The following is a 25,713-nucleotide window of genomic DNA, read 5'->3' as shown; positions in this document are numbered from 1 at the left end:
CAGGTGGGTAGCGGATACAAAATAAGAACATGAAACACCTTTCACTTGCCTCCTTCAGTCTTATATCTGCTCTTCTGTTGAGCAGTTGCACCTCAGATACCCATCAGGCCGCGTCTTATGCTGCCAGCGAAGTGCAGGTAGTGGGAGCGATGCGCAACGTGATGTGGAAAGGCGAACTGGCCGGTACGATCGATCTGGATTCGATTGCAGGAAAAGAGCAGTTATACGGGTTGGGGCCGGTAGAGTACTTGGCAGGCGAGTTGCTGATCATGGATGGGAAGTCCTATAAATCGGTGGTGGTGAGCGACTTGACCATGCAGGTAGAAGAGACCTTTGCGGCCAAAGCCCCATTTTTTGTTTATGCCCAGGTGCCCGCCTGGCAGGAGCGCTCCTTGCCGGACTCCATCCAAACCATGCAGCAACTGGAGCTATACCTGGACAGCGAAACCCAAAACAGCAAACGGCCTTTTCCATTTAAGGTGAGCGGCGAAATCGAGCAAGCAACCATCCACATTGTCAATCTGCCGGCAGGTTCTAAAGTCAGTAATCCTGACGAAGCCCACCAGGGGCAGGTAAATTATGCGCTGCGCAACGAGGTGGTAGACATTGTCGGTTTCTTCTCGACAGAGCACAAAGCCGTGTTCACCCACCACGATACTTTCATGCACCTGCACCTGATCACGAAAGACCGCTCTAAAATGGGTCACCTGGATGAAGCGGCATTCAAACTGGGCAGTCTGACGCTATATCTGCCGATGGAATAGCGCAACATTGACCTGTTCATAACAGCTGCTATACCTGTTGGAAGTCCTCAGGTATAGCAGCTGTTTATTTTTTCGGGCTATTCCTTATTTTTTGAAATATCATGCAACGGATAGAGGTTAAATTGCATCTTAACTATATATTGCGGTAAGAATTCTATTGCTTGCTGCTTCTACCTTAATTCCTTTTTATGAAAACTAATTTAGCTTCCTTTCTGCGCTATGCGCTTTTTCTTGTCTGTGTTCAAACCTGCTCTGATTTCAGTTCACAAAGCTAAGCTCTTACTACTTCCTGACATTGAAGCTTATTAAATTGCCAGATACTCCTATGCGTTTATTTTCCTGTCTGCTTACCCTTTTACTGCTCGTATTTCAGTTCTCACTTTCTGCGCAAGGAATACGCGGAAGTATCAAAAACCAGAAAGGCGAAGTGCTGCCATTTGCCTCGGTTTACATCACCAATCTCAACAACGGCTCGTCGAGCAACGCCAATGGCGATTTTGAGATAAAACTGCCCGCCGGAAAGCACACGGTGGTGGTGAAATACATCGGCTACGAAGCGCAGCAGGTGCAGGTAGAGATCACGGATAGTTGGATGCAGCAGGATTTCCGATTGGGAGAGCAATCCTTTGCCCTCAAAGAGGTGCAGGTGAAGGGCAAAGGGGAGGACCCGGCTTATACCATTATGCGCAAGGCGATCGCCAAAAAGAAATACCACCTGCTGCAGTACGACAGCTACAAGATGAAGGTATACGTGAAAGGAACCGGCGAACTGACCGATGCGCCTTTCTTTCTGAAAAACAAACTCAAAGAAGAAGGGGTGAAGCTGAACGAAGCCTATACGCTGGAATCGGTGAGTGAGATCAAGTTTGCGCAACCCAACAAGTTTGAGGAAAAAGTGATCTCCATCCGCACTTCAGGCGACAACAAAGGCAGTATTTCGCCGATGACTTTTGTGAGCGCGAGTTTCTACAATGATAAAGTAGTAGAGATGGTATCGCCGCTTTCTCGTTCCGCTTTTGCCTATTACAAATTCCAATACGAGGGCAGTTTTCAGGAAGGCAACATCGACGTAAACAAGATCAAGGTGACCCCACGCTCCCGCGGCGATAATGTGTTTGAAGGCTACATCTACATCATAGAAGGCTACTGGGCCATCCACAGCCTCGACCTCAAAACCAGCATGATGGGCTTCCCGATCAAGGTGAAGCAGAACTATGCCGAAGTAGCGCCAACCGTCTGGATGCCGACCACGCACCAGTTTCATTTCTCAGGCAAGGTGATGGGCTTTGGTGGCGAGTTCCGCTACCTGGCTTCCAGCTCCGATTACCAGGTCGTGCTCAACAAAAAGCTGGTGGCCCCGAAGGAGATTATCGATGAGAAAGTAGAAGAAGTACCTGAAGCCATAGCCGCTATTAAGTCGAGCAATAAAAACCCCAACCTGGAGGCGCTGGCCAACCAGGATAAACTGACGCGCAAGCAGTTCCGGCAGCTCATTGTGCAGCAGGAAAAGGAAGCCCTGAAAGAGCGGAAAGATCCGGAAGTGGTATCGGAGCGCAGCTATACGGTAGACAAACTGGCCACCAAACGCGACTCCGCCTACTGGGATTCAGTGCGCCCTGTACCGCTAAGTGACAAAGAGCTTAAAGGCTACCAGCGCGATGACTCTTTGGCGCAAATCAAATCGGCTGAGCTGACAGGCAAAGACTCCACTAAGGTTATCAAAAAGAGAAAATTCAAGCCGCTGGATCTGGTGACGGGTGGCAATTACAGACTTTCACCCAGAACGCGCATGAACATCGACCCGACTTTCACGAATGTGTATTATAACACCGTGGAGGGCTGGAACGTGAATCTGAGCGGCAAACTGCGCCACCAGTATGATAGTCTGCGCCGCTCTTTTGAAGTTGCGCCTACATTCCGATATGGCTTCGATAGTGAAACTTTTTATGCCAAAGCCCGCATGGCGCATTCAGTGAGGAGCAAGGGCAAATCGCATATGCTATACCTGGACGGCGGTAAATTTGTGGAGCAGTTCAACAGCGAAAACCCGATCCATCCGCACATCAACACGCTCAGCACACTGCTTTTCCGACGCAACTACATGAAGATTTACGAGAAGAGTTTTGTGGAAACCGGCTTCGAGTACAAGCCATCTGTTTGGTTGAAAGTGAGCGGAAATATAGAGTGGTCGCAGCGCAACCAACTTTACAACAACACCGACCGCAGCTTCTTTTACACTGATGAGGACAGAATCTTTACCCCCAGCACGCCGGACAACGTGGAGCTGGAGAGCACTGAATTTCCGAAACACGAGGCACTGGTACTACAGGCTAACGTGAGTTACCGCCCCGTGCAACGCTACCGTCTATACAACGGCCGCAAGATTCCGATCATGGAGCGCTCACCGGAGTTGCTGTTTATGTACCGCAAAGGTATTTCAGGAGTTCTGGGAAGTGATGTGAACTTCGACCAGGTGCAGCTGGGCATCAACCATGCGCTGGCGTTTGGCGTGAGGGGCAAGTTGGAGTTTGAATTGCGCGGCGGCACTTTTCTGAATAGCAAGCGCATGTACTTCATGGATTACAACCACTTCGACGGCAACCGCACTATCCTGAGCAGTCTGAAACCTGCCGGTTCGTTCCGTCTGCTCGATTACTACCAATACAGCACCAAGGGCAGTTATTTTTCTGCACACACGCACTACCAGTTCCGCAAGTTCCTGCTCACTCAGATTCCGGAAGTACGCTTTACAGGTATAAAGGAAAACGTTTTCCTCAACTACCTCAAAACCCAACACTCACCGCATTACTATGAAGTCGGCTACTCCCTCGACAATGTATTCCGGGTATTCCGCATCGAAACGGCAGCTTCTTTCCACGACCGCAGCTTCCAGGAAGTCGGCTTCAGGATAGGTATAGCGACGCTTTTGAAATTTAATCAGAATTAGAGTTTAAGGAGGAAAGCGGGTTTGTATTTTAATGCCATTCTTAATACCTGCAACGGTTTAAAAATAAGGTAATACCCGAGCTGCTGCTGATCTGTTTAGAGCTGAAACAAGTCGTGTAGGTATAGCGCTGTACTGATGGTGTGTTTGGCATTGTGTCAGGATATAAGCTAGTGGCTTCGGGTCATAATCTGTTTTATTGCACTGAACAAATATATTTCAGTAGCTATACCATCTTGCCTGAAAATCTACGTATACTAATAAGACTGATTATCTGTGTCTTATGTAGATTTTCCCATGGCAAGGTTTTCCTCTTATCTTCTGCTTTGTCTTTGCTTCTGTCTGTCATTTTCTGAAGCGGTAGGGCAGGCTATTTCCAGGGATACCGTCTACTTCACCTCCAAACGCAAAAGCATTACTGTTCCCTTCAAACTCGTTCATAACCTGATCATTATCCCGGTACAGATCAACAACTCGCAACCGCTCAATTTTATTCTGGATTCCGGTGTGAAAAACACCCTGATCACTCGCCTGAATTATTCAGATTCACTTAGTTTGAACGAAGCAGGTCGCATCACCCTGCAGGGCCTGGGTACCGGTCATGAACTGGAAGCAGTTTATTCCAAAGGAAATTTTATGCGCATGCCAGGTATAGTGGGGGTGAACCACGAGGTATACGTGCTGATGGAGGATGTCTTTAATCTGTCAACCCGCATGGGGATGGCAGTACACGGCATCATCGGGTACGACATTTTCCGGAATTTCATTGTCAAGATCAACTACAGCAACAAAACCCTGACGCTTTACCGGCCTGATGTTAAACTCAGAATCCCGAAAAAAGGGGAGGTATACCCGCTCCATATCGAGAATACCAAGGCCTATGTAGAAGCGGGCGTGCGGCAGCACAACGGGGATTCCATAAAAGTGAAACTCGTGATTGATACGGGAGCGAGCCACTCGATATCGCTATACCTGCCAACGGATGAGCGTTTGCAGTTACCTCCAAAAGTGATGGAAGCCTACCTGGGTCGCGGATTGAGCGGGGACATTAACGGCAAGATCGGGCGCATCAACAGTTTTTCGCTGGGCAAATACGAACTACAAAACCTGCCGGCCTCATACCCGGACGAGGAGTCGATCAAAGCGGCGCTCAACCTGGCAAACCGCAACGGCAATATCGGTTCTGATATTCTGAAGCGTTTCACGGTTATTTTCGACTATCCGCACGAGCGCATGATCCTGATGCCCAATCGCAAGTACCGAGATCCGTTTTACTATAACATGACTGGTTTTGAGATCAGTACCCCGCTGCCCGGCGCCAATTTCTACATCGTGTCGCATGTGATAGACGACTCGCCCGCCAAAGCAAGCGGACTTTTGCCCGGCGATCAGATCATCAACATCAACGGGCGTGATTGTACCGAACTGGCTCTGGACGAGCTGCTAGAACTGTTTGATAGCAAACCGGGGCGCAAGGTACGGTTGAAGCTGAAGCGTAACTCTAAGATGATGAACGTAGAGATGGTTTTACAGAGCCGGATCTAACTCAGGCCTGCTGCATATCCGTGTATACCTGCACACCCAGTAAAATCACCGCCATCACAATTAAGGCAATTCCGACATAGAACCTGATTTTAGGAACAGGGGCAGCCACCAAATTGCCGGCCGTATCAGGTCTGCTGAAGCGCAGGTTGGAAAGTATAAGGCCATTACCGAAACTAAGCCAAATGGCAGCCATAAGCGGGTCGCGGGTCAGGAACAGGGAAGCCGTGCCGATGGCGGAAAAGAGAAGGCCGATGATAACGCTGAGGGATAAATTCTTCATTGCGCCGCAAGATACGCAAAGCCACTATAATTTTATCAGCCTCCTTCCTGCCAGGTTAAGCTTTTATAGCTTCTTTTGAAAGATTTAAGAGTCGATTCAAACTAAATGTTGTAACATTTTGTAGTAAGGTGTAAATTTTATCATAATTTACAACCATTTGTTGTAGATACCGATATTAATTGCAAATCTTTGCTTTGTGAAACAGGCAAACACCTGTTTTTAAAAATTGAACCAACAATCTGAAATGAAAAAAAAGCCGGTTTTATCATCTGTGATGGTAAATCACCTTTCTCTGAAGGGTGCGACTTTTTCTATCCTGTCTGTCAGGATAGTTTTGAGGGCTATTAATGCCGTGGTCCGCTACAGGCCCTAGGCCGACGTGCTTCCCGACTACCTACGCAGTAGTCAATCTTCCCAATTCTTTGTATTGTATTTAATGTTGCCTGACAAAGGTATGCTTCACCGCTTAGCCTTTTCTCAGCATTGTTTCTGGTATTTTTAATTCTGTATCAACTGGTTATGCGCAAGTATAGCCCGGGTATATAATTTCTAAAATGAATCCATCTCCTTTTATCATTACCGTTGCCGATGTGCAACACACCAGCTACGCGCAGCAGATCTGCGATGAAATGGAGGCATCTGCCAAAGCCAGGGGTACAGGTATAGCCAAGCGTACTCCGGACTACATAGCCCAAAAAATGCTGGAAGGCAAGGCCGTAATTGCCCTGGACTTGAACGGTGCCTGGGCGGGTTTCTGCTACATTGAAACCTGGAGCCATGGCAAATATGTGGCCAACTCAGGCCTGATCGTATCGCCGGAGCTGCGTAAAAGCGGGCTGGCCAAGCTGATCAAGAACAAGATTTTTGAACTGTCGCGCCACAAGTATCCGGATGCCAAAATATTTGGGTTGACTACTGGCCTGGCCGTAATGAAGATCAATTCTGACCTGGGTTACCGTCCGGTTACCTACTCTGAACTGACTGACGACGATGCTTTCTGGAACGGTTGCAAGAGCTGCATCAACTACGACATTCTGGTGATGAAGGAGCGCAGCAACTGCCTCTGCACCGCCATGCTTTATGATCCGGCACGCGAGCAAAAGCCGATTGCCAGGGAGCAACTACAAATCCTGACACCGATCGAAGAACCGGCTATACCTGTTGGCTATGGCACCTTTGCGCAAAGCCACGGAAACCAAAACATCAACCCGACAAGCATCTAAAAATAACATGAAGAAGAAAGTTGTTTTAGCCTTTAGCGGCGGCCTTGATACCTCTTACTGCGTGAAATTCCTGAAAGAGGAAAAAGGACTAGAAGTGCATTCTGTACTGGTGAACACCGGTGGATTCTCAGAAGAAGAACTGCAGCAGACCGAGCAGCGCGCCTATGACCTGGGCGTTACGCAGCACACCAACCTGGACGAAACCGAGTACTACTACCAGAGCTGCATCAAGTACCTGATCTTCGGGAATGTGCTGAAGAACAACACCTATCCGCTTTCGGTTAGTGCCGAGCGCGTAACGCAGGCCATGGCCATTGCCCGTCATGCCAAAGCCCTGGGCGCCGATTATGTGGCCCACGGCAGCACCGGCGCCGGCAACGACCAGGTGCGCTTCGACATGATCTTCCATGTGATGATTCCGGAGATTGAGATTATCACGCCGATCCGTGACATGAAATTGTCGCGTGAAGAAGAGATTGAGTACCTGAAGCAGCACGGCGTGGAATACGACTTTGTAAAAGCGCAATACTCGATCAACAAAGGCATCTGGGGTACCTCAGTGGGTGGCAAAGAAACACTGACCTCGCACCAGCCACTACCAGAATCAGCTTACCCAACCCAATTGACCAAAGAGCAACCAGAGCGCGTAACACTGCATTTCGAAAAAGGTGAGCTTGTAGGTATAAATGAGAAGGTATACGATAGTCCGGTACAGGCTATTCAGGCGCTGCAAGGTATAGCGGGCCCTTTTGCCATTGGCCGTGACATCCACGTGGGTGACACAATCATTGGTATTAAAGGCAGAGTAGGATTCGAGGCGGCTGCCCCGATGGTAATCATCAAGGCGCATCATACCCTGGAGAAGCACGTACTCACCAAATGGCAGCTTTACTGGAAAGACCAACTGGCAACCTGGTACGGCAACTGGCTGCACGAAGGGCAGTTCATCGACCCGACCATGCGTAACATCGAGACCTTCCTGCAGGAAACGCAGGAGAATGTGACCGGAAAAGTACATGTGCTGCTGGCGCCTTACCGCTTCCAGGTGGAAGGTATAGAGTCGGAGCATGATTTGATGTCGTCGAAGTTTGGCAGCTACGGTGAAATGAACAATGCCTGGTCAGGTGAGGATGTGAAAGGCTTCTCCAAGATATTCGGCAACCAGGCCATGATGTACCACAAGATCAACAACACCGGACTATAATGGCAACAAGTATAAAAGCAGGTATAGTAGGCGGAGCAGGATATGCCGGCGGTGAGCTGCTGCGTTTACTGCTGCTTCACCCGAATGTAGAGCTGGCTTTCGTACAGAGCCGCAGCCAGGCAAGCAAGCCAGTGTACGCCACGCATCCGGATCTGCTGGGCGAAACAGAAATGCTGTTTTCAGCTGACGCTGCTATAGCTGTGGATGTGCTCTTTCTATGTGCCGGCCATGGGGAGGCGGCTAAATTTCTGGCTGAAAATGAAGTTCCGGCTGCGACAAAGATCATCGACCTGAGCCAGGATTTCCGCTGGAATGAAAATACCACATGTGATGTGGTTGAGACTGGGGAAAGAAGTTTTGTCTATGGTTTGCCGGAATTACAGCGTGAGCAGATTCAGCAGGCGCAGCACATCGCCAATCCGGGTTGCTTTGCCACAGGTATACAGCTGGCTTTGCTGCCGCTGGCCAAGCAAAAACTGATCAGCGCCGATGTACATGTGAGTGGTATAACGGGCTCTACCGGAGCCGGCCAAAGTCTGAGTGCTACTTCGCATTTCAGCTGGCGCACCGAGAACATCTCGACTTATAAAGTGATGGAGCACCAGCACTTGCGCGAGATCAAGCGAAGTCTTAAAAGCTTGCAGGCGGATAGTCAGCCGGACATTCACTTTATACCTTACCGGGGACCTTTTGCCCGCGGCATTTTCATTACGGCCTACCTGCAAACGGATTTGACGCTGGAAGAGGCGCAAGCTCTTTATAAGGACTATTACAAAGGACATCCTTTCACACTGGTAACTGATCAAAACCCTGACCTGAAGCAGGTGGTGAACACCAATAAGTGCGTGCTATACCTGCAAAAACAAGGGAATATGCTCATCATAACCAGCCTGATCGACAACCTGTTGAAAGGAGCAGCCGGACAGGCCGTACAGAACATGAACCTGGTTTTCGGGCTGGACGAAACTACAGGCCTGAAGTTAAAAGCAACGACGTTTTAACAGTTATCAGTAAACAGATAACCATCAGCAATCAACAATTTAACAATAGAGCCATTTAGCCATGTTAAAATACCCAAGAACACTGTTCTACATCTATTTTCTAACCTCCTACATCTAATTCCATAGCCATGAACCTCTTTGATGTTTATCCGCTCTTCGATATCGAACCTGTAAGAGCCGCCGGTCTGTCTGTTTGGGACAAGGAAGGCCGCAAATACCTTGACCTTTACGGTGGCCACGCCGTTATTTCGATCGGTCATTCTCACCCTCACTACGTAAAGCGCATCGCGCGCCAGCTATACGACATCGGTTTCTACTCCAATGCGGTTCAAATGCCGATGCAGCAGGAACTGGCCGAAAAGTTGGGCAAACTCAGTGGTTACGATGACTATAACTTTTTCCTGTGCAACTCCGGTGCCGAGGCCAACGAGAACGCGCTGAAACTGGCTTCTTTCCAGACTGGTCGTAAAAAGATCATTTCCTTTACAAGCTCATTCCACGGCCGCACGTCAGCTGCTGTCGCTGCTACTGATGACCCGAGCATTGTGGCACCAATCAACCAGACCGATAACATAATTTTCCTGCCGTTTAACGACGCAACCTCTTTTGAAGAGTCGCTGCAACTGCACGGAGCAGAGTTGGCTGCTGTGATTGTGGAAGGTATACAAGGTGTAGGAGGGGTAAACATCCCGACAGTTGATTTCCTGAAAGCACTGGAAGCAGGCTGTAAAAAAGTAGGTGCTTTGCTTATTTTAGATGAAGTGCAGTCGGGTTATGGTCGCTCCGGTAAATTCTTTGCTCATCAACATGCAGGCATCCAGCCAGATCTGATCACGGTTGCCAAAGGGATGGGCAACGGCTTCCCGGTAGGTGGTGTGCTGATCAATCCGAAAATAGAGGCGCGCCATGGTATGCTGGGCACAACTTTTGGAGGTAATTACCTGGCCTGCGCAGCCTCGCTGGCTGTGCTGGAAGTGATCGAGCATGAGAACCTGCTGGAAAATGCGACTATTATGGGGCATTATCTGCGTGAAAAACTCGAAGGGATGCCGGGTGTGCAAGAGGTGCGCGGACAGGGCCTCATGATAGGTATAGAGTTGAATGAACCCTGCGCAGCCATCCGCAAAGAACTGCTGAACCAATACGCCATCTTTACGGGTAGTTCCTCCAACAAAAACACGCTTCGTCTGCTACCTGCCCTGACCATCAGCAAAACCGAAGCCGATCAGTTTCTGAAAGCATTTTCGTCCATTCTTACCAAAAAAGTAACCGCCTGATGAAGCAATTCACTTCCGTACACGATGTGCAGGACGTAGCCGCTCTGGTGAACGAAGCACTCGAACTAAAAAACAACCCTTACGCGCATAAATCGCTCGGGCAGGATAAAACCCTTGGCCTGATCTTCATGAATCCGAGCTTGCGTACCCGCCTGAGCACACAAAAAGCAGGTATGAACCTGGGTATGAACGTGATGGTGATGAACCTCGACAAAGAAGGCTGGGCGCTGGAAACCCGCGATGGCGTGATCATGGACGGCACCACAGTGGAGCACATCCGTGAAGCTGCTGCCGTAATGGGCCAGTACTGCGACATCATCGGTATCCGCTCTTTCCCGAAATTACAGGATAAGGAGGAGGACTACAGCGAAGACCTACTGAACAAATTTATTCAGCTGGCAGGTGTGCCGGTGGTGAGCCTGGAATCAGCAACACGTCATCCATTGCAGAGCCTGGCCGACCTTGTCACGATCAAAGAACAGGCTGCTGCAGGTAAGCGACCAAAAGTTGTGTTAAGCTGGGCACCGCATATCAAACCCATTCCGCATTGTGTGGCCAATTCATTTGCTGAGTGGATGCAGCAGGCGGATGTGGAACTTATTATCACCAATCCGGAAGGTTACGACCTGGCAGAGGAGATCACGAAAGGTGCACAGGTACTGCACAACCAGGATGAGGCTTTGCAGAATGCTGACTTTGTGTATGTAAAGAACTGGTCGAGCTACGAGCAATACGGCAAAGTGCTGACAGATGGTGAGGGTTGGATGATCACCAACGAAAAATTGGCCCTGACCAACAACGCCAAAGTAATGCACTGCCTCCCGGTTCGCCGCGGTCTGGAACTAAGCCATGAGGTGCTGGACGGGCCAAACTCACTGGTGATCGAACAAGCGAATAATCGGCTGTATGCTGCGCAGGCCGTGTTGAAGCGGATGTTAGAGAATAATTGAATTGCTCATTCACTAACGCACTCATGCACTCATTAAATAACATGTACATCGTTAAAATAGGCGGCAACATTTTAGACAACCCGGAACGCCTGCAGCGGTTTTTAAAAGATTTTGCGCATCTGCCTGTTCCGAAACTGCTGGTGCATGGCGGCGGCAAAATCGCTTCTACTATTGGTCTGCAGTTAGGTATACAGCCAGCTTATGTAGAAGGTCGCCGCCTGACTGACGCTGAAACACTGCGCCTTGTGACGATGGTATACGCCGGACTCATCAACAAAAATGTGGTGGCACAGCTACAGGCGCTCGGTTGCAATGCCATCGGGATGACTGGCGCTGATGCAAATGCTATACCTGCCACCAAACGCCCGGTCACAACAGTCGACTATGGCTATGCCGGTGATATTGCTGGTCCCGAAACCATTAATGCCACCGCCATACGGGCGCTGCTGGCTGCCGGACTTACCCCCGTTTTTGCTCCGCTCACCCATGATGGAAATGGCAACCTGCTCAACACCAACGCCGACACCATTGCCTCGGTATTAGCGACCGCACTGGCACCATATTATCAGGTGCAGCTGGTTTATTGTTTCGAGAAGAAGGGCGTGCTGTCTGATGCAGAAGATGCTGCTGCTGTTATCCCGCATATTGATCAGCACAGGTATAGCGCCCTGAAAGCAGACGGAGTCGTAAAAGACGGGATGATCCCCAAACTGGACAATGCATTTGCGGCACTTCGGCAGGGCGTGAGCGCCGTGCTGATCGGGGAAGCGGAGGGGTTGCCTTCTCTGGCAGATTCCGGTCAATTTTCAGGCACTACCATCACGCTCAGCCATGCATAAGGAAAACTTATACCTGGAGGCACTTGATCTGCTACAGCAACTCATCGCTATACCTTCCTTTAGCAAACAGGAAAAAAAGACAGCTGATTTGTTGGCTGGTTTTCTGGAGCGTAAAGGGGTGAAGATAGAGCGCAAACTGAACAATGTTTGGGCGTTTAACAGGCACTTTGACCCGTTGCTGCCAACGCTGTTGCTCAACTCGCACCATGATACCGTAAAGCCCAATACCGGCTATACCCGCGACCCCTTTGCCGCTACCGTAGCAGACGATAAACTCTATGGACTGGGAAGCAATGATGCAGGTGGTTGCCTGGTGTCGCTGCTCGCAACATTCCTCTACTTTTATGAGCAGTCCGGACTTAAGTATAATCTGGTTTTTGCGGCTACGGCAGAGGAAGAAATTTCAGGTAAAGACGGATTGGAACTGATCCTGCCTGGACTAGGCGAGTTGGAGGCAGCCATTGTGGGTGAACCAACGCTCATGCAACTAGCCGTGGCCGAAAAAGGCTTGCTGGTACTGGATTGTGTTGCTAAAGGCCGTTCCGGGCATGCGGCCCGCGAAGAAGGGTTGAATGCGATTTATGAGGCACTGCCGGATATCATGTGGTTCCAGAATTTCCGTTTCCCGGAAGTTTCCGACCATCTGGGCCCGGTGAAGATGTCAGTGACCATGGTGCAGGCAGGCACGCAGCACAACGTAGTGCCCGATCAATGTCACTTTACAGTAGACGTGCGCCTGACCGATGCCTACTCCATGGACGAAGTATTAGAAGTGATCCGTCAAAACGTAAAATCAGAAGTTTCGCCACGTTCCATGCGACTCAAGCCATCCTCTATATCTTTACAGCATCCCCTGGTAAAAGCAGGTATAGCACTTGGCCGTAACACCTATGGCTCTCCGACCACATCCGACCAAGCACTGCTCTCCATACCTTCGCTCAAACTCGGACCCGGTGACTCGGCCCGTTCGCACATGGCAGACGAATTTATTTACCTGCACGAGATAGAACAAAGTATAGCGCTTTATATTGATATCCTCGAAAGGGTAGTAAAGTAGAACCAGGGCGGGAATCGAATCCGCTACCTGTCATTTCGGATGCAATGAGCAATCTGGCTGTAATAACTGGATTCAGATTTCTCTCCAGTTTTTGAAATGACAGAAAGTAAAATCACTCATTCACTCAATAAATCAAAACATGAAACTCTGGCAAAAGAACACCAACGTTAAAAAGGAAATCGAGCAATTTACGGTGGGTCGCGATCCGGAATTTGATATGCAGTTGGCTGCTTTCGATGTATTGGGCTCTCTGGCGCACACACGTATGCTGGAGCAGGTGGGTTTGCTGGAGAAGGATGATCTGAACGCTTTACAGCAGGAGATGAAAGCCATTTACCATCGTATTATGGCCGGTAATTTTGAGATTGAGTCAGGCGTGGAGGACATCCACTCCCAGGTAGAGTTGGAGCTGACGCGCAAGTTGGGTGAGGCTGGTAAGAAAATTCACAGTGGTCGCTCACGAAACGACCAGGTGCTGGTGGATCTGAAGCTATACCTGCGCTACGAACTGCAGCAACTGGTACAGGATGTAAAAGTTTTGTTTGATGTGATGCAGGAGCAGAGCGAGCGCCACAAGGACAAGCTACTGCCCGGCTATACCCACCTGCAGGTGGCCATGCCTTCTTCTTTCGGCCTGTGGTTCGGTGCCTACGCCGAAAGTCTGGTTGATGACGTATTGCTGCTGCAGGCGGCTTATAAAATTACGGACAAAAATCCACTGGGCTCAGCAGCAGGATACGGCTCTTCCTTTCCGCTCAACCGCCAGCTGACAACGGATTTGCTCGGCTTTGGCACCATGAACTATAACGTGGTGTATGCGCAGATGGGGCGTGGTAAAACCGAACGGCTGGTGAGCACAGCCATGGCGTCGGTAGCGGCCACGCTGGCACGTATGTCCATGGACCTTTGCCTGTACATGAGTCAGAATTTTGCCTTCGTAAGTCTGCCGGATAACCTGACTACGGGTTCGAGCATCATGCCGCACAAGAAGAACCCGGATGTGTTTGAGATCATGCGCGGTAAATGCAATAAAATGCAGGCACTTCCTACCGAAATCTCGATGCTGCTTGTCAACTTACCTTCTGGCTACCACCGCGAGTTGCAGCTGCTGAAAGAATCGCTTTTCCCGGCTATAACTGAACTGAAAGATTGTCTGCAGATGATGACCTTTATGTTGCCGCAACTGCAGGTGCGCGATCAGATCATGGACGAAGAAAAATATAAGTATGCGTTCAGCGTAGATGCCGTTAATGCCGAAGTACTGGCCGGATTGCCTTTTCGGGATGCTTACAAAGCAATAGGCGAAAAAATTGAAGCAGGCACCTTCACTGTTCCGGAGACCGTTACCCATACCCATGAAGGCAGCATCGGCAATTTGTGCAACCCGGAAATCGCCACCTTAATGAATCAGGCAATTGCTGGATTCAATTTCGAGAAAGCTGATACGGCCCTGCAGGAGTTGGTTAAATAAATCAGGAGCCTTGTACTTTTTAGAGTACAAGGCTCCTGACAAAGTATTACTAAGCAAGCTATTCCTTCAGGATTTTTATTTCCCTACTATACCTTAGTTCAGATGATAATTCTGAGGCTTGATGTTATTCAGTTTTCGGGTGGCTTGCAGAAGTGTGACCACCAACAAACCTATAAATACCGACATGCCAATCACCAGGTATGAGAGTATTTTCAATGTTTTCACCTGTCTGTCAGCTGACTGGTACAATTCCTGTCCCACTTCCCCCTGCAGTTTAATCAGCTCATGCAGCGGCTCCAGTAAGTGCAGGAAAGCCTGATGCCCCTCTGTACGGTATAGGTTCTCCGCTTCTGCTTTTTCACCATTGCTACTCAATTCCAGGATGCGGTCCTGCACTGTTACGAGCTTTCCAAACTCTTTCTTATAGGTAGCCAGACCGGCACTTTCGCGCTCGATCAGGTATGTTTTCTCGAATTGTAGAACCAGTGCTTCAATCGCTTCTGTATTTGCCACCACAAGCTGGTTTAAACTGTCGTGCTCTGCCGCTGAGGTTGAAAGAATATGATCTTCCAACGTCAGGCGATTCTGATAGTAGCGTTCCATCACATCCGAAATAACCAGGGAAGGCACTAACCGGTCGTGGTACACTTCGCTGAACTGATTACTTACCCGCCCAATGCTGTAGCTGGCAAACCAGTTCGCCAGAATAATGATAGCAAACACTGAACCCAGCGCAAATGCCACTTTATCACGTTTTGTAATCCGATAGGCCCAGTTCATAATAAACAAGATTTAAGTTAAAGACAATATACGTTTTCGGCTTGTATTACCCAATAAAAACCGCAATTCCTGAACACAAAAATGGTGCTATACCTGCGGCAAATTGTTACTTCTTCTAACTAAAATACAGATAACTTCTTTCATCGTCCGCGTATAACAGGCACACTGTTATTTAGTGCAACACAAAAAAGCTGCCTGTGATTCCGATCAAGATCCATACGCAACCCGATGATTCCACTTGCGGACCTACCAGTCTGCATGCCGTATACCGTTATTTCAAAGATCCTATCTCCCTAAGTGAGGTTATCAAAGAAGTACCATACCTGGATGAAGGCGGTACTTTGGAGGTATTACTGGCCTGCCATGCGCTTAAAAGAGGTTATAAAGCCCGTATCTATACCTACAACCTGCACATTTTCGATCCGACCTGGTTTCAGCTCAGCAACGAGGAAATTATCGTAAAACTGGAGGAACAGCTAGCCTTTAAAAAAGGCAATAAATTCAAGCGGGCTACCCTGGCCTACATCGATTTTCTGCAAAGGGGCGGGGAGTTACGCTGCACCGACCTGACCAAAGGCCTGCTACGGGAGTACTTTGAAAAGGGCATTCCGCTGCTCACCGGGCTAAGCGCCACGTACCTGTACCAGAGCGCCCGGGAGTTCAGCGATGAGGAAGGCAACTCTCTTTACGACGATGTGCGCGGCTACCCCATGGGGCACTTTGTAGTGCTGTGTGGCTTTGCAGACGACCAGAAGCAGATTGTAGTGGCGGATCCCTACCAGGAGAACCCTTTTTTTCAGAACAATTACTACGAGGTAAAGGCATCGCGTCTGCTCAACTCTATCATGTTGGGTATGGCTACTTTTGATGCTAACCTACTGGCCATAAAGCCGGTAGACTCTGAACCCATCGACGAATAAACCATGCGAAAAATAGTTGTAGTGGATTACCCCAAAGACTGGGATGTGGCGATTGAAGACGTGGAAGTGGTGGATGTGCAGACATACCTGACGGATGCCGCCTACACGGATATCAAAAATGCCCGGATTTTTAACCTGTGCCGTTCTTACAAATACCAGAGTGCAGGTTACTATGTGTCGTTGCTGGCCGAGGCGCGGGGGCACAAACCTATACCGAGCGTGGCCACCATGCAGGACCTTAAAAGCCCGACCATTGTGCGAGCCATTACCGTGGAGCTAAACGACCTGATCCAGAAAACGCTGGGCAGTCTGCGCTCCAAGTCCTTTACTCTGAGTATTTATTTCGGGCAGAATGTGGCGCAGAAGTACGAGAAGCTTTGCAAGCACTTGCATGACCTGTTCCAGGCGCCGCTCTTACGCGCGCAGTTCGTATATAAAGATGAATGGGTGCTGCAGAGCATCTCGGCTATACCTATCAACGACGTACCCGAGCACCACTGGCGCTACTTGTTGCGCTTTGCGAAGGCCTATTTTGCCAGGCACCGCTTTTCGGGCGCTAAAATCGGGCGTAACAAAATCTATGACCTGGCCATACTGGTTGATCCGGACGAAAGTGAGCCGCCTTCCAATAAAAAAGCCCTGCAGCACTTTGTAGAGGCTGGTGAGAGCATGGGCTTTTATGTCGAGATGATCACCAAAGACGATTACCGCAGACTGCCGGAGTTCGATGCACTTTTTATCCGGGAGACCACTTCCGTCAACCACCATACCTACAAATTTGCCCGTAAAGCATATGCCGACGGGCTGGTTGTGATCGACGATCCGATTTCCATCCTGCGCTGTACCAACAAGGTATACCTGGCCGAATTGCTGACCAAAGCCAAAGTGCCTATACCTAAGACGATGATCATTCACAAAGACAACCGCGAACTGGTGGAGCAGGAACTCGGTATACCTTGTGTGCTAAAGAAGCCGGACAGTTCTTTTTCGCAGGGGGTTGTGAAAGCCAAAGACAGCGAAGGACTGCAGCGGGAACTGGACGAGATGCTGCTAGATTCAGAGCTGATTATCGGCCAGGAATTCACCCCAACCGACTTCGACTGGCGTATCGGCATCATGGACAAGCAGCCGCTATATGCCTGCAAGTACTTTATGGCCAAAGGGCACTGGCAGATCTATAACTGGAACGGTAAAAAGAAAAATGATACCGAGGGCGACCACGAAACGGTGCCGTTTGAAGAGGTGCCTTTCGTGGTGTTGCACACAGCTATGAAGGCGGCAAACCTGATTGGCAACGGGCTTTATGGAGTGGATATTAAGGAGATAGACGGAAAAGCCTACGTGATTGAGGTAAATGATAACCCCAGCATAGACGCCGGCTGCGAAGACGAGATACTTAAAAAAGAGCTTTATACTTCTATCCTTAAATCCATTAAGAAACGCATAGATGACAACAAGAACGTTAGAACAGATGAGTACTAAACCCGCTACGCTGCACCTGTTTGAAGGCTATGGTGTGGAGATGGAGTATATGATCGTGGACAGAGACACCCTGCAGGTACGGCCCATCACGGATCAGCTGATCTATGACCAGGTCGGTGCCTATGTGTCGGATGTGGAGTTCGGGAAAATGGCCTGGTCCAATGAATTGGTCCTGCACGTAGTGGAACTGAAAACACAGTCGCCCGCTCATACCTTGCTCGGTCTGGAAAACGATTTTCAGGAGCATGTCCGGAAGATAAACCAGCTGCTCGAAAAGCACAACGCCATGCTGCTGCCGACAGGTGCGCACCCGGTCATGGACCCTTTTAAGGAAACCAAACTCTGGCCGCACGAGCACAATGCAGTATACGAAGCCTACAATAGAATTTTTGACTGTCGCGGGCATGGCTGGGCCAATTTGCAAAGCACGCACCTGAACCTGCCCTTTGGCAACGACGAAGAGTTTGGCAAACTGCATTCGGCCATCCGGATGGTGCTGCCGCTTATACCTGCCCTTGCTGCGTCTTCCCCTGTGTTGGACGGTAAAGTTTCTGGTTTGCTGGACACCCGCCTGGAGGTATACCGCCACAACCAGAGCAAAATTCCAGCCATTGCCGGCAAGGTGGTGCCTGAAGCTGTGTTTACAAAAAAGGACTACCAGGAGCAGATCCTGAACCGCATGTATGAGGCCGTGGCACCTCACGATCCGCAAGGCGTGCTGCAGGAGGAATTCCTGAATTCGCGCGGTGCCATTGCCCGCTTCGACCGCAACGCCATCGAAATCCGCCTCATTGATATTCAGGAGAGCCCGGTGGCTGACCTGGCCGTACTGCAGGCTGTGGTGGCTGCCATACAGGCGCTGGTTGGTGAGCGTTGGGTAGGTATAGACAAACTGAAAAACTGGGATGAATACCGGCTGTCTGACCTTTTCCTGCAGGTGGTGCGCAGCGGGCAGGAAGTTGTGATCACTGATCGTGATTTTATTGCTTGTTTTGGCTTCGACTGCAAAGACAATTGCACGGTTGGCGAGTTGTGGAAGCACATCGTAGCTGAAACGCTTAATCTGGAAGAGCAGCCCCATGTTGCCTATGCACTGAATGTAATCTTGTCGCGCGGCTGCCTTTCCAAACGCATCGTGGAGGCACTGGGCGAGCAACCTGGCGAGCAGGATATTCGGCGCGTATACCTGAGTCTGGCCCGTTGCCTGGCGCAGGGCGGTGTATATATACCTGAAAAGCCATGCTGAGATTACTGTTGACCTGCGAACACGGAGGAAACCTCATACCTTCTGCCTATGCACCACTCTTTCAGGGGCAGCAGGAAGTACTGAAAACACACCGGGGCTACGACATCGGCGCACTCGAACTGTATAATACCCTCAGACCAGTGGCTGATATAGGTTTCTACTCGGAAACAAGTCGTTTATTGGTAGAGCTGAACCGGTCGTTGCATCATGCCAAACTGTTCTCAGAATTTACCCAGGTACTGCCTCCTGCTGAAAAAGAGCGCCTGCTTGAAAAACACTTCAAGCCTTACCGGGAGCAGGTAGAGCAGCTGATTGCGGATTTTGTTTCGGCTGGGAGACGCGTGCTGCATGTGGCTGTACATACCTTTACGCCCGTGCGGGATGGTGAGGAGCGCAAAGCTGATATTGGTTTGCTTTACGATCCCAAACGAAAACACGAACAGGCTTTCAGCAGGCAATGGAAAGTCGCGCTGAACAAAGCCGATAATGAGCTCTTGGTGCGTTTCAATTACCCTTACTTAGGTATAGCCGATGGTTTTCCTACTTACCTGCGGCGCAAATTCACCGCCGATGCATATGTGGGCATAGAGTTGGAAGTAAACCAGAAATTTCCGCAGCAAGGTGATCCCCGCTGGCAGGAAATTCAGACCTTGCTGGCTGGCACGCTTCAGGAATTGGTAGCCCAAAACAGCACTTTATAATCTGGGAATACTATTTAGAGAACAAAATATCTTGTTATACAGTACTGTATGGTATATATGAAGAGATTTGCATATAACTTTAGCACTATCTCTTATTTAGCTAATACCCTTACAGGGATCACTCTTTTTATTTTTAATAAATTAAAATCTAAAACTATGAAGATCAGAAGTTTACTTAACCTGGTATTTGTTCTTGTAGCCGCGCAACTGATGTTTGCCTGTAGCTCAGCCAAATACTATGAATTTGCCGGCCACAAGCAGGCGCCTTATAACGACATGAAAAAGCCTGCGCCAAAGCAGGAGGTTGCCCCTGAGATTTCATTGAGTGAAGTCGCTATGGCTGCAGCTGAAGAAAAAGCTACAGAAAAAGCAGTAGCCGAACCTGAGCTGGAAGCTAGTGCTGCTATACCTGCCGCGCCGGTTGCACCTGCTCCGAAAGTTGCCCCGATAGCCCCTGTTGCTGCAGAAGAGGTGACAGTGACAGAAGCTGAGGCATTGGCTATGGCCAAAGAGCGCCTTGCCAGTATGACCAAGGCCGAGAAAAAAGAATTTAAGAGAGAGGTTCGCGAAGCGCTGAAGCAAGACCGTGGTGGCGACCTGAGTATCATCAAAATTATTCTGGCTGTATTGCTTCCTCCATTGGCTGTGTTCCTGCACGTAGGTATAGGCACGCAGTTCTGGATCAGTCTCATCCTGACGCTCCTCTTCTGGATTCCGGGTGTGATCTACGCGCTACTTGTCGTGACAGATACCATCTAAAGCACAGGCTTTCCTCAAGCATAAAAAGCACTGTCCTCCGGGGCGGTGCTTTTTGTTTTATACCTGTTAACCCCCGGTGCAGGATTGCGTTTTATACCTGTAACTGACCTTTATACCTATACAAGCATGGACTACAAGGACTATTATAAGATACTGGGCGTTGAGAAATCTGCCTCCCAGGCCGATATCAAAAAGGCCTACCGTGCTTTAGCCAAAAAGTATCATCCGGATAAGACCAAAGGCGACAAAGCGGCCGAAGAGAAGTTCAAGGATATCAGTGAAGCCTACGAAGTGTTGGGAGATGAGCAGAAGCGAAGGCAGTACGACGAACTAGGTGCCAACTGGCGGCAATTCCAGCAACAAGGCGGACAGTACCAAGGCAGACCCGGCGGGGGCTATGGCGGCACATCCTACCAGGGCGATATGGGTGATATGTTTGGAGGCGGGAGCGGTTTTTCTGATTTCTTCGAGCAGTTTTTCGGAGGAGGATTTTCGCAGCAGGGTGGTGGCTTCCGGGCAGGCCGCCGCGCACCCAAAGGCCAGGACTACGAAGCAGAGATGCTCATAACGTTGCAGGAAGCTTACAGTGGCACTTCCCGTTTATTAACCGTCAACGGCCAGCAACTGCGGATCACCACCAAGCCTGGCGTGTCGGATGGCCAGGTACTCAAGATCCAAGGCAAAGGTGGCCCGGCGGTAGGGGGTGGTACGGCCGGAGATCTGTATATCCGAGTGCAGGTACAGTCTTTACCGGACTTTGAACGGCAGGGTAACGATCTCCATACGAAACTGAACCTCGATATGTACACGGCTATACTGGGTGGCGAGATGCAGGTATATACACTTACCGGTAAGCTTAAGCTTAAAATACCAGCCGGCACGCAGAATGGCAAGATCCTACGCCTGCGCGGAAAAGGGATGCCTGTATACGGCAAAGCAGACCAGCACGGTGATTTGTACGTAAAGATAGAGGTACAGCTACCGGTTCATCTTTCGGAAGAGGAGCGGGGCCTGATGGAACGACTCAGAGAACTGCATCAACGTAAGACAGCCAGCGTATAAAAAGAAGAGAAGAATTTTAAGCCGAATGCTATGTTAATGACCCTCGACCATATCAGCATCCACAATCCAATCGATAGTTTTGTCGACAGCCTGGCAGATAGTAACCTGACTTGCTACGCCAGCGACCTGCTGGAGCAGCAAGGCTGCCAAAACCTGCAGGACCTGAGCGAAGCCGTGAAGCGGGCTACAGAGGTATGTAATTGCATGCATGTGCCGCTCCAGGAAAATTTTAAAGTTGTATACCGGTCACGAAACGGAGAAGTGGTGCAGGATTGGCGCCTGTCACGCATGGCATACCTGCTCACCGCCCTCAATGCCGATTCCCGAAACAACTTCGTAGCGCAGCTGCAATTCGAGATGGTAAAGCAGACGCTACGCCATACCTGAATCAATCGTCGAAACTTGCGTCAGCCCTTCATTTTGTAAGACATCCTCCCAGCCGAACTTTAAACACAGGCGTTCGAAATGAGGTGCTAGTGGAGCCTTTATCTCAATTACAGAACCGTAGTTAGGGTGGTCAAATGTCAGCGAAGCTGAGTGTAATAGCATAATTGGCGATTCCAGTTGCTCACGAAACATCTGGTTGTGGCGCCAGTCGCCGTGCCGCCTATCGCCTATAATATAATGCCTGATGTGCGCAAAATGCTTTCGAATCTGGTGCATACGCCCGGTTTCGGGTTGCACCTTCACCAGCGAGTAGCGAGCCGTGCTGTAGCGACCGACAGGTATAGGCAGCTCCACTTTTGCCAATTGTTCGTAATGCGTCACTGCATCTTGCGGCGCCTTGTGTTTGTGGTCTTTATCAGGACGAATGGGGCTGTCGATCGTGTCTTTTTCCGGGGTATAGCCGCGAACGATGGCGTAGTATATCTTGTCGACCCTTTTCTCTTCAAAGGCTTGTACAATGGGTGCAACGGCTCCGGGTGTTTTGGCAAAGAGCAGCACGCCGGAAGTACCACGATCCAGCCGGTGAGCAGCGTATACCTGATAACCTAACTGGTCGCGCAGCATTTGCAGGGCAAATTCTTTTTTCTCTTCGGCAATACGTGTACGGTGCACCAGCAAACCATTGGGTTTGTTAACCGCTACATAGCTTTCGTCTTCGTATATAATCTCTAACACCTTCGCTTATTTTTTACAAAGATAGCCAACTACTAAGAATTGAACTGAAAGCTGCCTATACTTGTCGAAAATTTCAAGAAGAATACAAAGCATGGCCATATCGTTTGACAACCTGAGGAAAGGTAAAAATTATGTGATGGAGAATTACGGCGAGCGCTTTGAGTTTCAGGTGATGGATATACCCGAAGAAGGCACCTATCTGGTGAAGGACCTGCATACCCTGGATGTGTTCATACTGAACGATCTTATCCGCTACGGCCGTGGCAAAGACTTCGATATGCAGGAACTATAGTGTCAGTTGCCTCTGGTGACTTTTCCTTTCAAATCCCAGTGACTGCGCACCATTTTCCCGGTTTTGTTATCGCGCACAATTTTACGCACATAGCGCTCTCCCGAAATGGTACCATCTTCCAGCCGCCTGCCGATGAACAAGGTAACAGCTTCGCCATTTTCGTTGGTGATAAAAGTTAGATCCTTGCCATTATAGTGCTGGTCAAGTTTGCTGTCGGGTGCGTACAGTTTTTCAAGTTTTTCGATCAGTTTCGGTCCAAGTGCCATGAGTCGAACTTTGGTCTGCTTTTAATTAACCGCTAAAACGCTTGCTTCCGTACCCCAGGCCTGGGCATCTTTGGGATTATGAAAAACTTCATACTCAAGGCAGTTCACAGTCTGATCATTGATACGGTTGAATACCTTGTTTGTTACCAGTTCCTGAAAAACATCAATGGGTGTTACGCGCGCAAACCGTCTAAGTGACGTTTGCTTTAGCCGGCTGGCTGTCAGTTTTGCCAATGCGCGCTGCATTGAAATATCCAATAAAAATCCTATGGAGTTATCAGCGACCCAGCTCACAGCCTTGTTCGATATTGCCATGTCCAGCCCCCTGTCATAGCTGCAAAGCAAGGCTGATTCGTCTGGAGGGTTAAGCCATTTCAGGTATACCTGATTGGTGATAGAGTTGTAGTTAATGTGACAATAATTGTCTTTATATTGCTTCATGCTTGTTTTCAAGTAAGTAGGCACTGCTAATACAATACTATTTATGGGTACTATAGTTCAAAAAACCTTATATCTAAAGCGGTATTATTAGGATAGTTCAATGAATGGCTTACCATGAGTAACATTAGGTCTATTGAATAGGTAAAAAATACAAGAATAGTATTAGTCAACGAATCGTTATGTTATACTTACATGAAAATAAAGAACAGTTAGTGCACACAAGTGATTACCTGGATATCAAAGTGAATCTGAAGGACAAGATGTTAGTATCAATCTGGCAGGGGTGGCTGGATACCGCGAAAGGGCATTCAGGCTGTGTTAAAATTCTAAATTATGTAAATGAGTACAAGATTACTAAAATTCTGAATGACAACTCGAAAGTGACAGGCCATTCGGGAGATACCAAGTGGATGATAGAGGTATGGATACCCAGTCTGCGTGAAGCAGGCGTAAATTATTTTGCCTGGGTGTATTCGCATGAATTCTTTACACAGCTCGAGATTGACAACACAGTGGACCAAAGTACCGGTATTTCCATGCGCACTTTCTTTCTTCAGGAAGATGCCCGCCAATGGCTACAGGATTTCTAACCAGGACTTGTTTCAGCCGTATACCTTGTTACTAAATAACCTTTTATGTATGCAGCCGAACCAGCAAGCAAATCACTTTTATGTTTATATCATGGGCAATCAGTCCCAGCCGCAGCTGAGCATTGGCGTTTCTGAAAACCTGCTCCAGCAAATGGCTGGCGAAGGTGGCCAACCCGGACAGACCAAGCTAGTGTATTACGAGCACTATGATCTGGAAGAAATAGCCCGGGTTCGTGAACATCGCATCAAATCGGCAGGGCCTGAAGATCATCTTCGCCTGGTAGAGTCCATGAATCCTAATTGGCTCGACCTGACAGACACCCTGAGCTAGGGGGATTCCCCCATTCTACACACTATTTTTCATTAAGTTTGTCTCAACCCACTGTACACTGTACCTGGTCAGGTATAGGATGGTGCACTATGCACTTACAGGAATTCGGCCATAACAATGAAAAAAATGCTGCAACAGCAAAGCGAGAACATACACATGCAACTACTTGTGCTGGTTGTGGGTGTATTGCTGCTGTTTGCCAAATTCCTGGCCTATTATCTTACCAATTCCAATGCTATACTCACAGATGCCTTAGAGTCCATTATCAATGTGGTGGCCGGTGGCTTTTCACTCTATAGCCTTATTCTTTCTGCGCGGCCAAAAGATCTCAATCACCCCTATGGACACGGTAAGATAGAGTTTGTTGCGGCCACCCTCGAGGGTTCCCTGATTCTGGTGGCAGGAGGGGCGATCATTCTCAAATCGTTCTATAACCTGTTTGAGCCTCAGGTCATTTCACGGCTCGATGCAGGTATCTACCTGGTGGCAATATCTGGTGTCATCAATTTTGTAGTAGGCTATGCAACTGAGCGGCAGGGCAACAAAGCCAATTCCATGGTGCTGGTGGCAGGAGGCAAGCACCTCAAAACTGACGCTTATTCAACAGCAGGTATACTAATCGGTCTGCTGCTGCTATACCTTACCGGTCAGGTATGGCTGGACAGTGTGGTAGCTATCCTGTTTGGCGCTTTCATCTGTTACACAGGCTATCGTATTTTGCGGGCTTCTCTGGCAGGTATAATGGATGAGGCGGACTATGAATTATTGAAGCGCATTGTGCGTGTGCTGAACGATAACCGGCGCGAGAACTGGATCGATATTCATAACCTGCGCGTGATCAAGTACGGCAACACACTGCATATAGACTGCCACCTGACCGTGCCTTGGTACCTCAACGTGTTAGAAGCACACAAAGAAGTGGAAGCCGTGGGCGCGCTGGTTCGGGAACAGATCGATCCAGATATTGAGCTTTTTATCCATACCGACCCTTGCATAGAAGTATCATGCACCATCTGTACTAAATCAGATTGTAACGTTCGCAGAGCCCCGCTCAGGGAGCGTGTTGAGTGGGATCTGGACAAAGTAATTGCCGATAAAAAGCATGCCTTTCAGTCTCCGGACAAATCATAAACGATAGAGTAGGGGGAGTGCAGATTTTTTAACAA

The 25,713-nt window shown here is 49.1% G+C and carries 27 protein-coding genes; 22 read left to right on the top strand and 5 right to left on the bottom strand.

Annotated elements, in window-relative coordinates; translation table 11 throughout:
* Positions 1-29: 29 nt before the first annotated feature.
* The 3 genes from K3G39_RS15860 to K3G39_RS15850 all read left to right on the top strand — a co-directional run bounded on the left by K3G39_RS15860 (position 30) and on the right by K3G39_RS15850 (position 5,253).
* Positions 30-764, top strand: a complete 735-nt coding sequence (locus K3G39_RS15860; protein WP_220627158.1) for an acetolactate decarboxylase — start codon at positions 30-32, stop codon at positions 762-764.
* Between the two features lie 325 nt (positions 765-1,089).
* Positions 1,090-3,711, top strand: a complete 2,622-nt coding sequence (locus K3G39_RS15855) for a DUF5686 and carboxypeptidase regulatory-like domain-containing protein (protein WP_255594412.1) — start codon at positions 1,090-1,092, stop codon at positions 3,709-3,711.
* A 294-nt stretch (positions 3,712-4,005) separates the two neighbouring features.
* Positions 4,006-5,253, top strand: a complete 1,248-nt coding sequence (locus K3G39_RS15850; protein ID WP_220627156.1) for an aspartyl protease family protein — start codon at positions 4,006-4,008, stop codon at positions 5,251-5,253.
* A gap of 1 nt (position 5,254) precedes the next feature.
* On the opposite strand, the gene K3G39_RS15845 is transcribed toward K3G39_RS15850, so the two are convergent.
* Positions 5,255-5,533 (bottom strand): hypothetical protein, encoded by a 279-nt coding sequence (locus K3G39_RS15845; protein WP_220627155.1) that lies wholly within the window; start codon positions 5,531-5,533, stop codon positions 5,255-5,257.
* A gap of 554 nt (positions 5,534-6,087) precedes the next feature.
* Here K3G39_RS15845 and K3G39_RS15840 point away from each other — a divergent pair.
* The 8 genes from K3G39_RS15840 to argH all read left to right on the top strand — a co-directional run bounded on the left by K3G39_RS15840 (position 6,088) and on the right by argH (position 14,555).
* Complete coding sequence (locus tag K3G39_RS15840) at positions 6,088-6,756, top strand: GNAT family N-acetyltransferase (RefSeq protein ID WP_220627154.1); 669 nt, start codon at positions 6,088-6,090, stop codon at positions 6,754-6,756.
* 7 nt (positions 6,757-6,763) lie between these two features.
* Complete coding sequence (argG, locus tag K3G39_RS15835) at positions 6,764-7,960, top strand: argininosuccinate synthase (RefSeq protein ID WP_220627153.1); 1,197 nt, start codon at positions 6,764-6,766, stop codon at positions 7,958-7,960.
* Positions 7,960-8,961, top strand: a complete 1,002-nt coding sequence (gene argC, locus K3G39_RS15830; protein ID WP_220627152.1) for an N-acetyl-gamma-glutamyl-phosphate reductase — start codon at positions 7,960-7,962, stop codon at positions 8,959-8,961. Before argG ends, argC begins: the two co-directional genes overlap by 1 nt.
* Positions 8,962-9,089: 128 nt before the next feature.
* Entirely contained in the window at positions 9,090-10,238 is a 1,149-nt protein-coding gene (locus K3G39_RS15825) for an aspartate aminotransferase family protein (protein ID WP_220627151.1), read from the top strand.
* A complete protein-coding gene (locus tag K3G39_RS15820) occupies positions 10,238-11,188 on the top strand; it encodes an acetylornithine carbamoyltransferase (RefSeq protein WP_220627150.1) in 951 nt (316 codons plus the stop codon). The genes K3G39_RS15825 and K3G39_RS15820 overlap by 1 nt, the downstream gene beginning before the upstream one ends.
* 23 nt (positions 11,189-11,211) lie before the next feature.
* Positions 11,212-12,027, top strand: a complete 816-nt coding sequence (gene argB / locus K3G39_RS15815; RefSeq protein ID WP_255594411.1) for an acetylglutamate kinase — start codon at positions 11,212-11,214, stop codon at positions 12,025-12,027.
* Complete coding sequence (locus K3G39_RS15810) at positions 12,020-13,084, top strand: M20 family metallo-hydrolase (RefSeq protein ID WP_220627149.1); 1,065 nt, start codon at positions 12,020-12,022, stop codon at positions 13,082-13,084. Before argB ends, K3G39_RS15810 begins: the two co-directional genes overlap by 8 nt.
* 139 nt (positions 13,085-13,223) lie before the next feature.
* On the top strand, positions 13,224-14,555 hold the full coding sequence (gene argH, locus K3G39_RS15805) for an argininosuccinate lyase (protein ID WP_220627148.1): 1,332 nt from the start codon (positions 13,224-13,226) through the stop codon (positions 14,553-14,555).
* Between the two features lie 93 nt (positions 14,556-14,648).
* Here argH and K3G39_RS15800 read toward each other — a convergent pair whose 3' ends face one another.
* Positions 14,649-15,335 (bottom strand): MCP four helix bundle domain-containing protein, encoded by a 687-nt coding sequence (locus tag K3G39_RS15800; protein WP_220627147.1) that lies wholly within the window; start codon positions 15,333-15,335, stop codon positions 14,649-14,651.
* Positions 15,336-15,532: 197 nt separating this feature from the next.
* Here K3G39_RS15800 and K3G39_RS15795 point away from each other — a divergent pair, with 197 nt between their 5' ends.
* The 7 genes from K3G39_RS15795 to K3G39_RS15765 all read left to right on the top strand — a co-directional run bounded on the left by K3G39_RS15795 (position 15,533) and on the right by K3G39_RS15765 (position 21,892).
* Positions 15,533-16,255, top strand: coding sequence for a peptidase-C39 like family protein (locus K3G39_RS15795; protein ID WP_220627146.1), 723 nt, complete (start codon positions 15,533-15,535; stop codon positions 16,253-16,255).
* A 3-nt stretch (positions 16,256-16,258) separates the two neighbouring features.
* Complete coding sequence (locus K3G39_RS15790) at positions 16,259-17,737, top strand: RimK family protein (protein WP_220627145.1); 1,479 nt, start codon at positions 16,259-16,261, stop codon at positions 17,735-17,737.
* Entirely contained in the window at positions 17,727-18,983 is a 1,257-nt protein-coding gene (locus K3G39_RS15785) for a glutamate-cysteine ligase family protein (protein WP_220627144.1), read from the top strand. The genes K3G39_RS15790 and K3G39_RS15785 overlap by 11 nt, the downstream gene beginning before the upstream one ends.
* On the top strand, positions 18,977-19,684 hold the full coding sequence (locus tag K3G39_RS15780) for an N-formylglutamate amidohydrolase (protein ID WP_220627143.1): 708 nt from the start codon (positions 18,977-18,979) through the stop codon (positions 19,682-19,684). The genes K3G39_RS15785 and K3G39_RS15780 overlap by 7 nt, the downstream gene beginning before the upstream one ends.
* 156 nt (positions 19,685-19,840) lie before the next feature.
* Positions 19,841-20,443 (top strand): YqaE/Pmp3 family membrane protein, encoded by a 603-nt coding sequence (locus K3G39_RS20960; RefSeq protein ID WP_255594409.1) that lies wholly within the window; start codon positions 19,841-19,843, stop codon positions 20,441-20,443.
* 126 nt (positions 20,444-20,569) lie between these two features.
* Positions 20,570-21,505 (top strand): DnaJ C-terminal domain-containing protein, encoded by a 936-nt coding sequence (locus K3G39_RS15770; RefSeq protein ID WP_220627142.1) that lies wholly within the window; start codon positions 20,570-20,572, stop codon positions 21,503-21,505.
* Between the two features lie 30 nt (positions 21,506-21,535).
* Positions 21,536-21,892, top strand: coding sequence for a hypothetical protein (locus K3G39_RS15765; RefSeq protein WP_255594408.1), 357 nt, complete (start codon positions 21,536-21,538; stop codon positions 21,890-21,892).
* Here K3G39_RS15765 and K3G39_RS15760 read toward each other — a convergent pair.
* Complete coding sequence (locus tag K3G39_RS15760) at positions 21,878-22,627, bottom strand: pseudouridine synthase (RefSeq protein ID WP_220627141.1); 750 nt, start codon at positions 22,625-22,627, stop codon at positions 21,878-21,880. The two genes, K3G39_RS15765 and K3G39_RS15760, sit on opposite strands and share 15 nt — an antisense overlap.
* A 91-nt stretch (positions 22,628-22,718) precedes the next feature.
* On the opposite strand from K3G39_RS15760, the gene K3G39_RS15755 reads away from it, so the two are divergent.
* The gene (locus tag K3G39_RS15755) at positions 22,719-22,919 is read left to right on the top strand and encodes a hypothetical protein (RefSeq protein WP_220627140.1); all 201 of its coding nucleotides are present in this window, start codon (positions 22,719-22,721) and stop codon (positions 22,917-22,919) included.
* A gap of 2 nt (positions 22,920-22,921) precedes the next feature.
* On the opposite strand, the gene K3G39_RS15750 is transcribed toward K3G39_RS15755, so the two are convergent.
* Together K3G39_RS15750 and K3G39_RS15745 are read right to left on the bottom strand one after the other, a co-directional pair.
* A complete protein-coding gene (locus K3G39_RS15750) occupies positions 22,922-23,185 on the bottom strand; it encodes a hypothetical protein (protein WP_220627139.1) in 264 nt (87 codons plus the stop codon).
* Positions 23,186-23,206: 21 nt separating this feature from the next.
* Positions 23,207-23,626 (bottom strand): hypothetical protein, encoded by a 420-nt coding sequence (locus K3G39_RS15745; protein ID WP_220627138.1) that lies wholly within the window; start codon positions 23,624-23,626, stop codon positions 23,207-23,209.
* 179 nt (positions 23,627-23,805) lie between these two features.
* On the opposite strand from K3G39_RS15745, the gene K3G39_RS15740 reads away from it, so the two are divergent.
* The 3 genes from K3G39_RS15740 to K3G39_RS15730 all read left to right on the top strand — a co-directional run bounded on the left by K3G39_RS15740 (position 23,806) and on the right by K3G39_RS15730 (position 25,678).
* Complete coding sequence (locus K3G39_RS15740) at positions 23,806-24,216, top strand: hypothetical protein (protein ID WP_220627137.1); 411 nt, start codon at positions 23,806-23,808, stop codon at positions 24,214-24,216.
* Between the two features lie 49 nt (positions 24,217-24,265).
* Positions 24,266-24,547, top strand: a complete 282-nt coding sequence (locus K3G39_RS15735; protein ID WP_220627136.1) for an excinuclease ABC subunit C — start codon at positions 24,266-24,268, stop codon at positions 24,545-24,547.
* 117 nt (positions 24,548-24,664) lie between these two features.
* Positions 24,665-25,678 (top strand): cation diffusion facilitator family transporter, encoded by a 1,014-nt coding sequence (locus K3G39_RS15730; protein WP_220627135.1) that lies wholly within the window; start codon positions 24,665-24,667, stop codon positions 25,676-25,678.
* Positions 25,679-25,713 lie beyond the last annotated feature (35 nt).

The sequence above is a fragment of the Pontibacter sp. HSC-14F20 genome, assembly GCF_019599265.1.
Taxonomy (GTDB): Bacteria; Bacteroidota; Bacteroidia; order Cytophagales; family Hymenobacteraceae; genus Pontibacter.
The sequence above is the reverse complement of the archived record's forward strand: the minus strand, read 5'-3'. Positions and strand labels throughout refer to the sequence as shown.

What these genes read in the sequence shown, in the direction of transcription:
- K3G39_RS15780 (WP_220627143.1), top strand. Translation starts at nt 18,977, where the DNA reads ATGCTGAGATTACTGTTGACCTGCGAACACGGAGGAAACCTCATACCT.
- K3G39_RS15755 (WP_220627140.1), top strand. Translation starts at nt 22,719, where the DNA reads ATGGCCATATCGTTTGACAACCTGAGGAAAGGTAAAAATTATGTGATG.
- K3G39_RS15820 (WP_220627150.1), top strand. Translation starts at nt 10,238, where the DNA reads ATGAAGCAATTCACTTCCGTACACGATGTGCAGGACGTAGCCGCTCTG.
- K3G39_RS15745 (WP_220627138.1), bottom strand. Translation starts at nt 23,626, where the DNA reads ATGAAGCAATATAAAGACAATTATTGTCACATTAACTACAACTCTATC.
- K3G39_RS15860 (WP_220627158.1), top strand. Translation starts at nt 30, where the DNA reads ATGAAACACCTTTCACTTGCCTCCTTCAGTCTTATATCTGCTCTTCTG.
- K3G39_RS15765 (WP_255594408.1), top strand. Translation starts at nt 21,536, where the DNA reads ATGTTAATGACCCTCGACCATATCAGCATCCACAATCCAATCGATAGT.
- argH (WP_220627148.1), top strand. Translation starts at nt 13,224, where the DNA reads ATGAAACTCTGGCAAAAGAACACCAACGTTAAAAAGGAAATCGAGCAA.
- K3G39_RS15850 (WP_220627156.1), top strand. Translation starts at nt 4,006, where the DNA reads ATGGCAAGGTTTTCCTCTTATCTTCTGCTTTGTCTTTGCTTCTGTCTG.
- argG (WP_220627153.1), top strand. Translation starts at nt 6,764, where the DNA reads ATGAAGAAGAAAGTTGTTTTAGCCTTTAGCGGCGGCCTTGATACCTCT.
- K3G39_RS15845 (WP_220627155.1), bottom strand. Translation starts at nt 5,533, where the DNA reads ATGAAGAATTTATCCCTCAGCGTTATCATCGGCCTTCTCTTTTCCGCC.
- K3G39_RS15840 (WP_220627154.1), top strand. Translation starts at nt 6,088, where the DNA reads ATGAATCCATCTCCTTTTATCATTACCGTTGCCGATGTGCAACACACC.
- argB (WP_255594411.1), top strand. Translation starts at nt 11,212, where the DNA reads ATGCACTCATTAAATAACATGTACATCGTTAAAATAGGCGGCAACATT.
- K3G39_RS20960 (WP_255594409.1), top strand. Translation starts at nt 19,841, where the DNA reads ATGAAGATCAGAAGTTTACTTAACCTGGTATTTGTTCTTGTAGCCGCG.
- K3G39_RS15855 (WP_255594412.1), top strand. Translation starts at nt 1,090, where the DNA reads ATGCGTTTATTTTCCTGTCTGCTTACCCTTTTACTGCTCGTATTTCAG.
- K3G39_RS15730 (WP_220627135.1), top strand. Translation starts at nt 24,665, where the DNA reads ATGAAAAAAATGCTGCAACAGCAAAGCGAGAACATACACATGCAACTA.
- K3G39_RS15750 (WP_220627139.1), bottom strand. Translation starts at nt 23,185, where the DNA reads ATGGCACTTGGACCGAAACTGATCGAAAAACTTGAAAAACTGTACGCA.
- K3G39_RS15785 (WP_220627144.1), top strand. Translation starts at nt 17,727, where the DNA reads ATGAGTACTAAACCCGCTACGCTGCACCTGTTTGAAGGCTATGGTGTG.
- K3G39_RS15825 (WP_220627151.1), top strand. Translation starts at nt 9,090, where the DNA reads ATGAACCTCTTTGATGTTTATCCGCTCTTCGATATCGAACCTGTAAGA.
- K3G39_RS15740 (WP_220627137.1), top strand. Translation starts at nt 23,806, where the DNA reads ATGTTATACTTACATGAAAATAAAGAACAGTTAGTGCACACAAGTGAT.
- argC (WP_220627152.1), top strand. Translation starts at nt 7,960, where the DNA reads ATGGCAACAAGTATAAAAGCAGGTATAGTAGGCGGAGCAGGATATGCC.
- K3G39_RS15810 (WP_220627149.1), top strand. Translation starts at nt 12,020, where the DNA reads ATGCATAAGGAAAACTTATACCTGGAGGCACTTGATCTGCTACAGCAA.
- K3G39_RS15800 (WP_220627147.1), bottom strand. Translation starts at nt 15,335, where the DNA reads ATGAACTGGGCCTATCGGATTACAAAACGTGATAAAGTGGCATTTGCG.
- K3G39_RS15790 (WP_220627145.1), top strand. Translation starts at nt 16,259, where the DNA reads ATGCGAAAAATAGTTGTAGTGGATTACCCCAAAGACTGGGATGTGGCG.
- K3G39_RS15735 (WP_220627136.1), top strand. Translation starts at nt 24,266, where the DNA reads ATGCAGCCGAACCAGCAAGCAAATCACTTTTATGTTTATATCATGGGC.
- K3G39_RS15770 (WP_220627142.1), top strand. Translation starts at nt 20,570, where the DNA reads ATGGACTACAAGGACTATTATAAGATACTGGGCGTTGAGAAATCTGCC.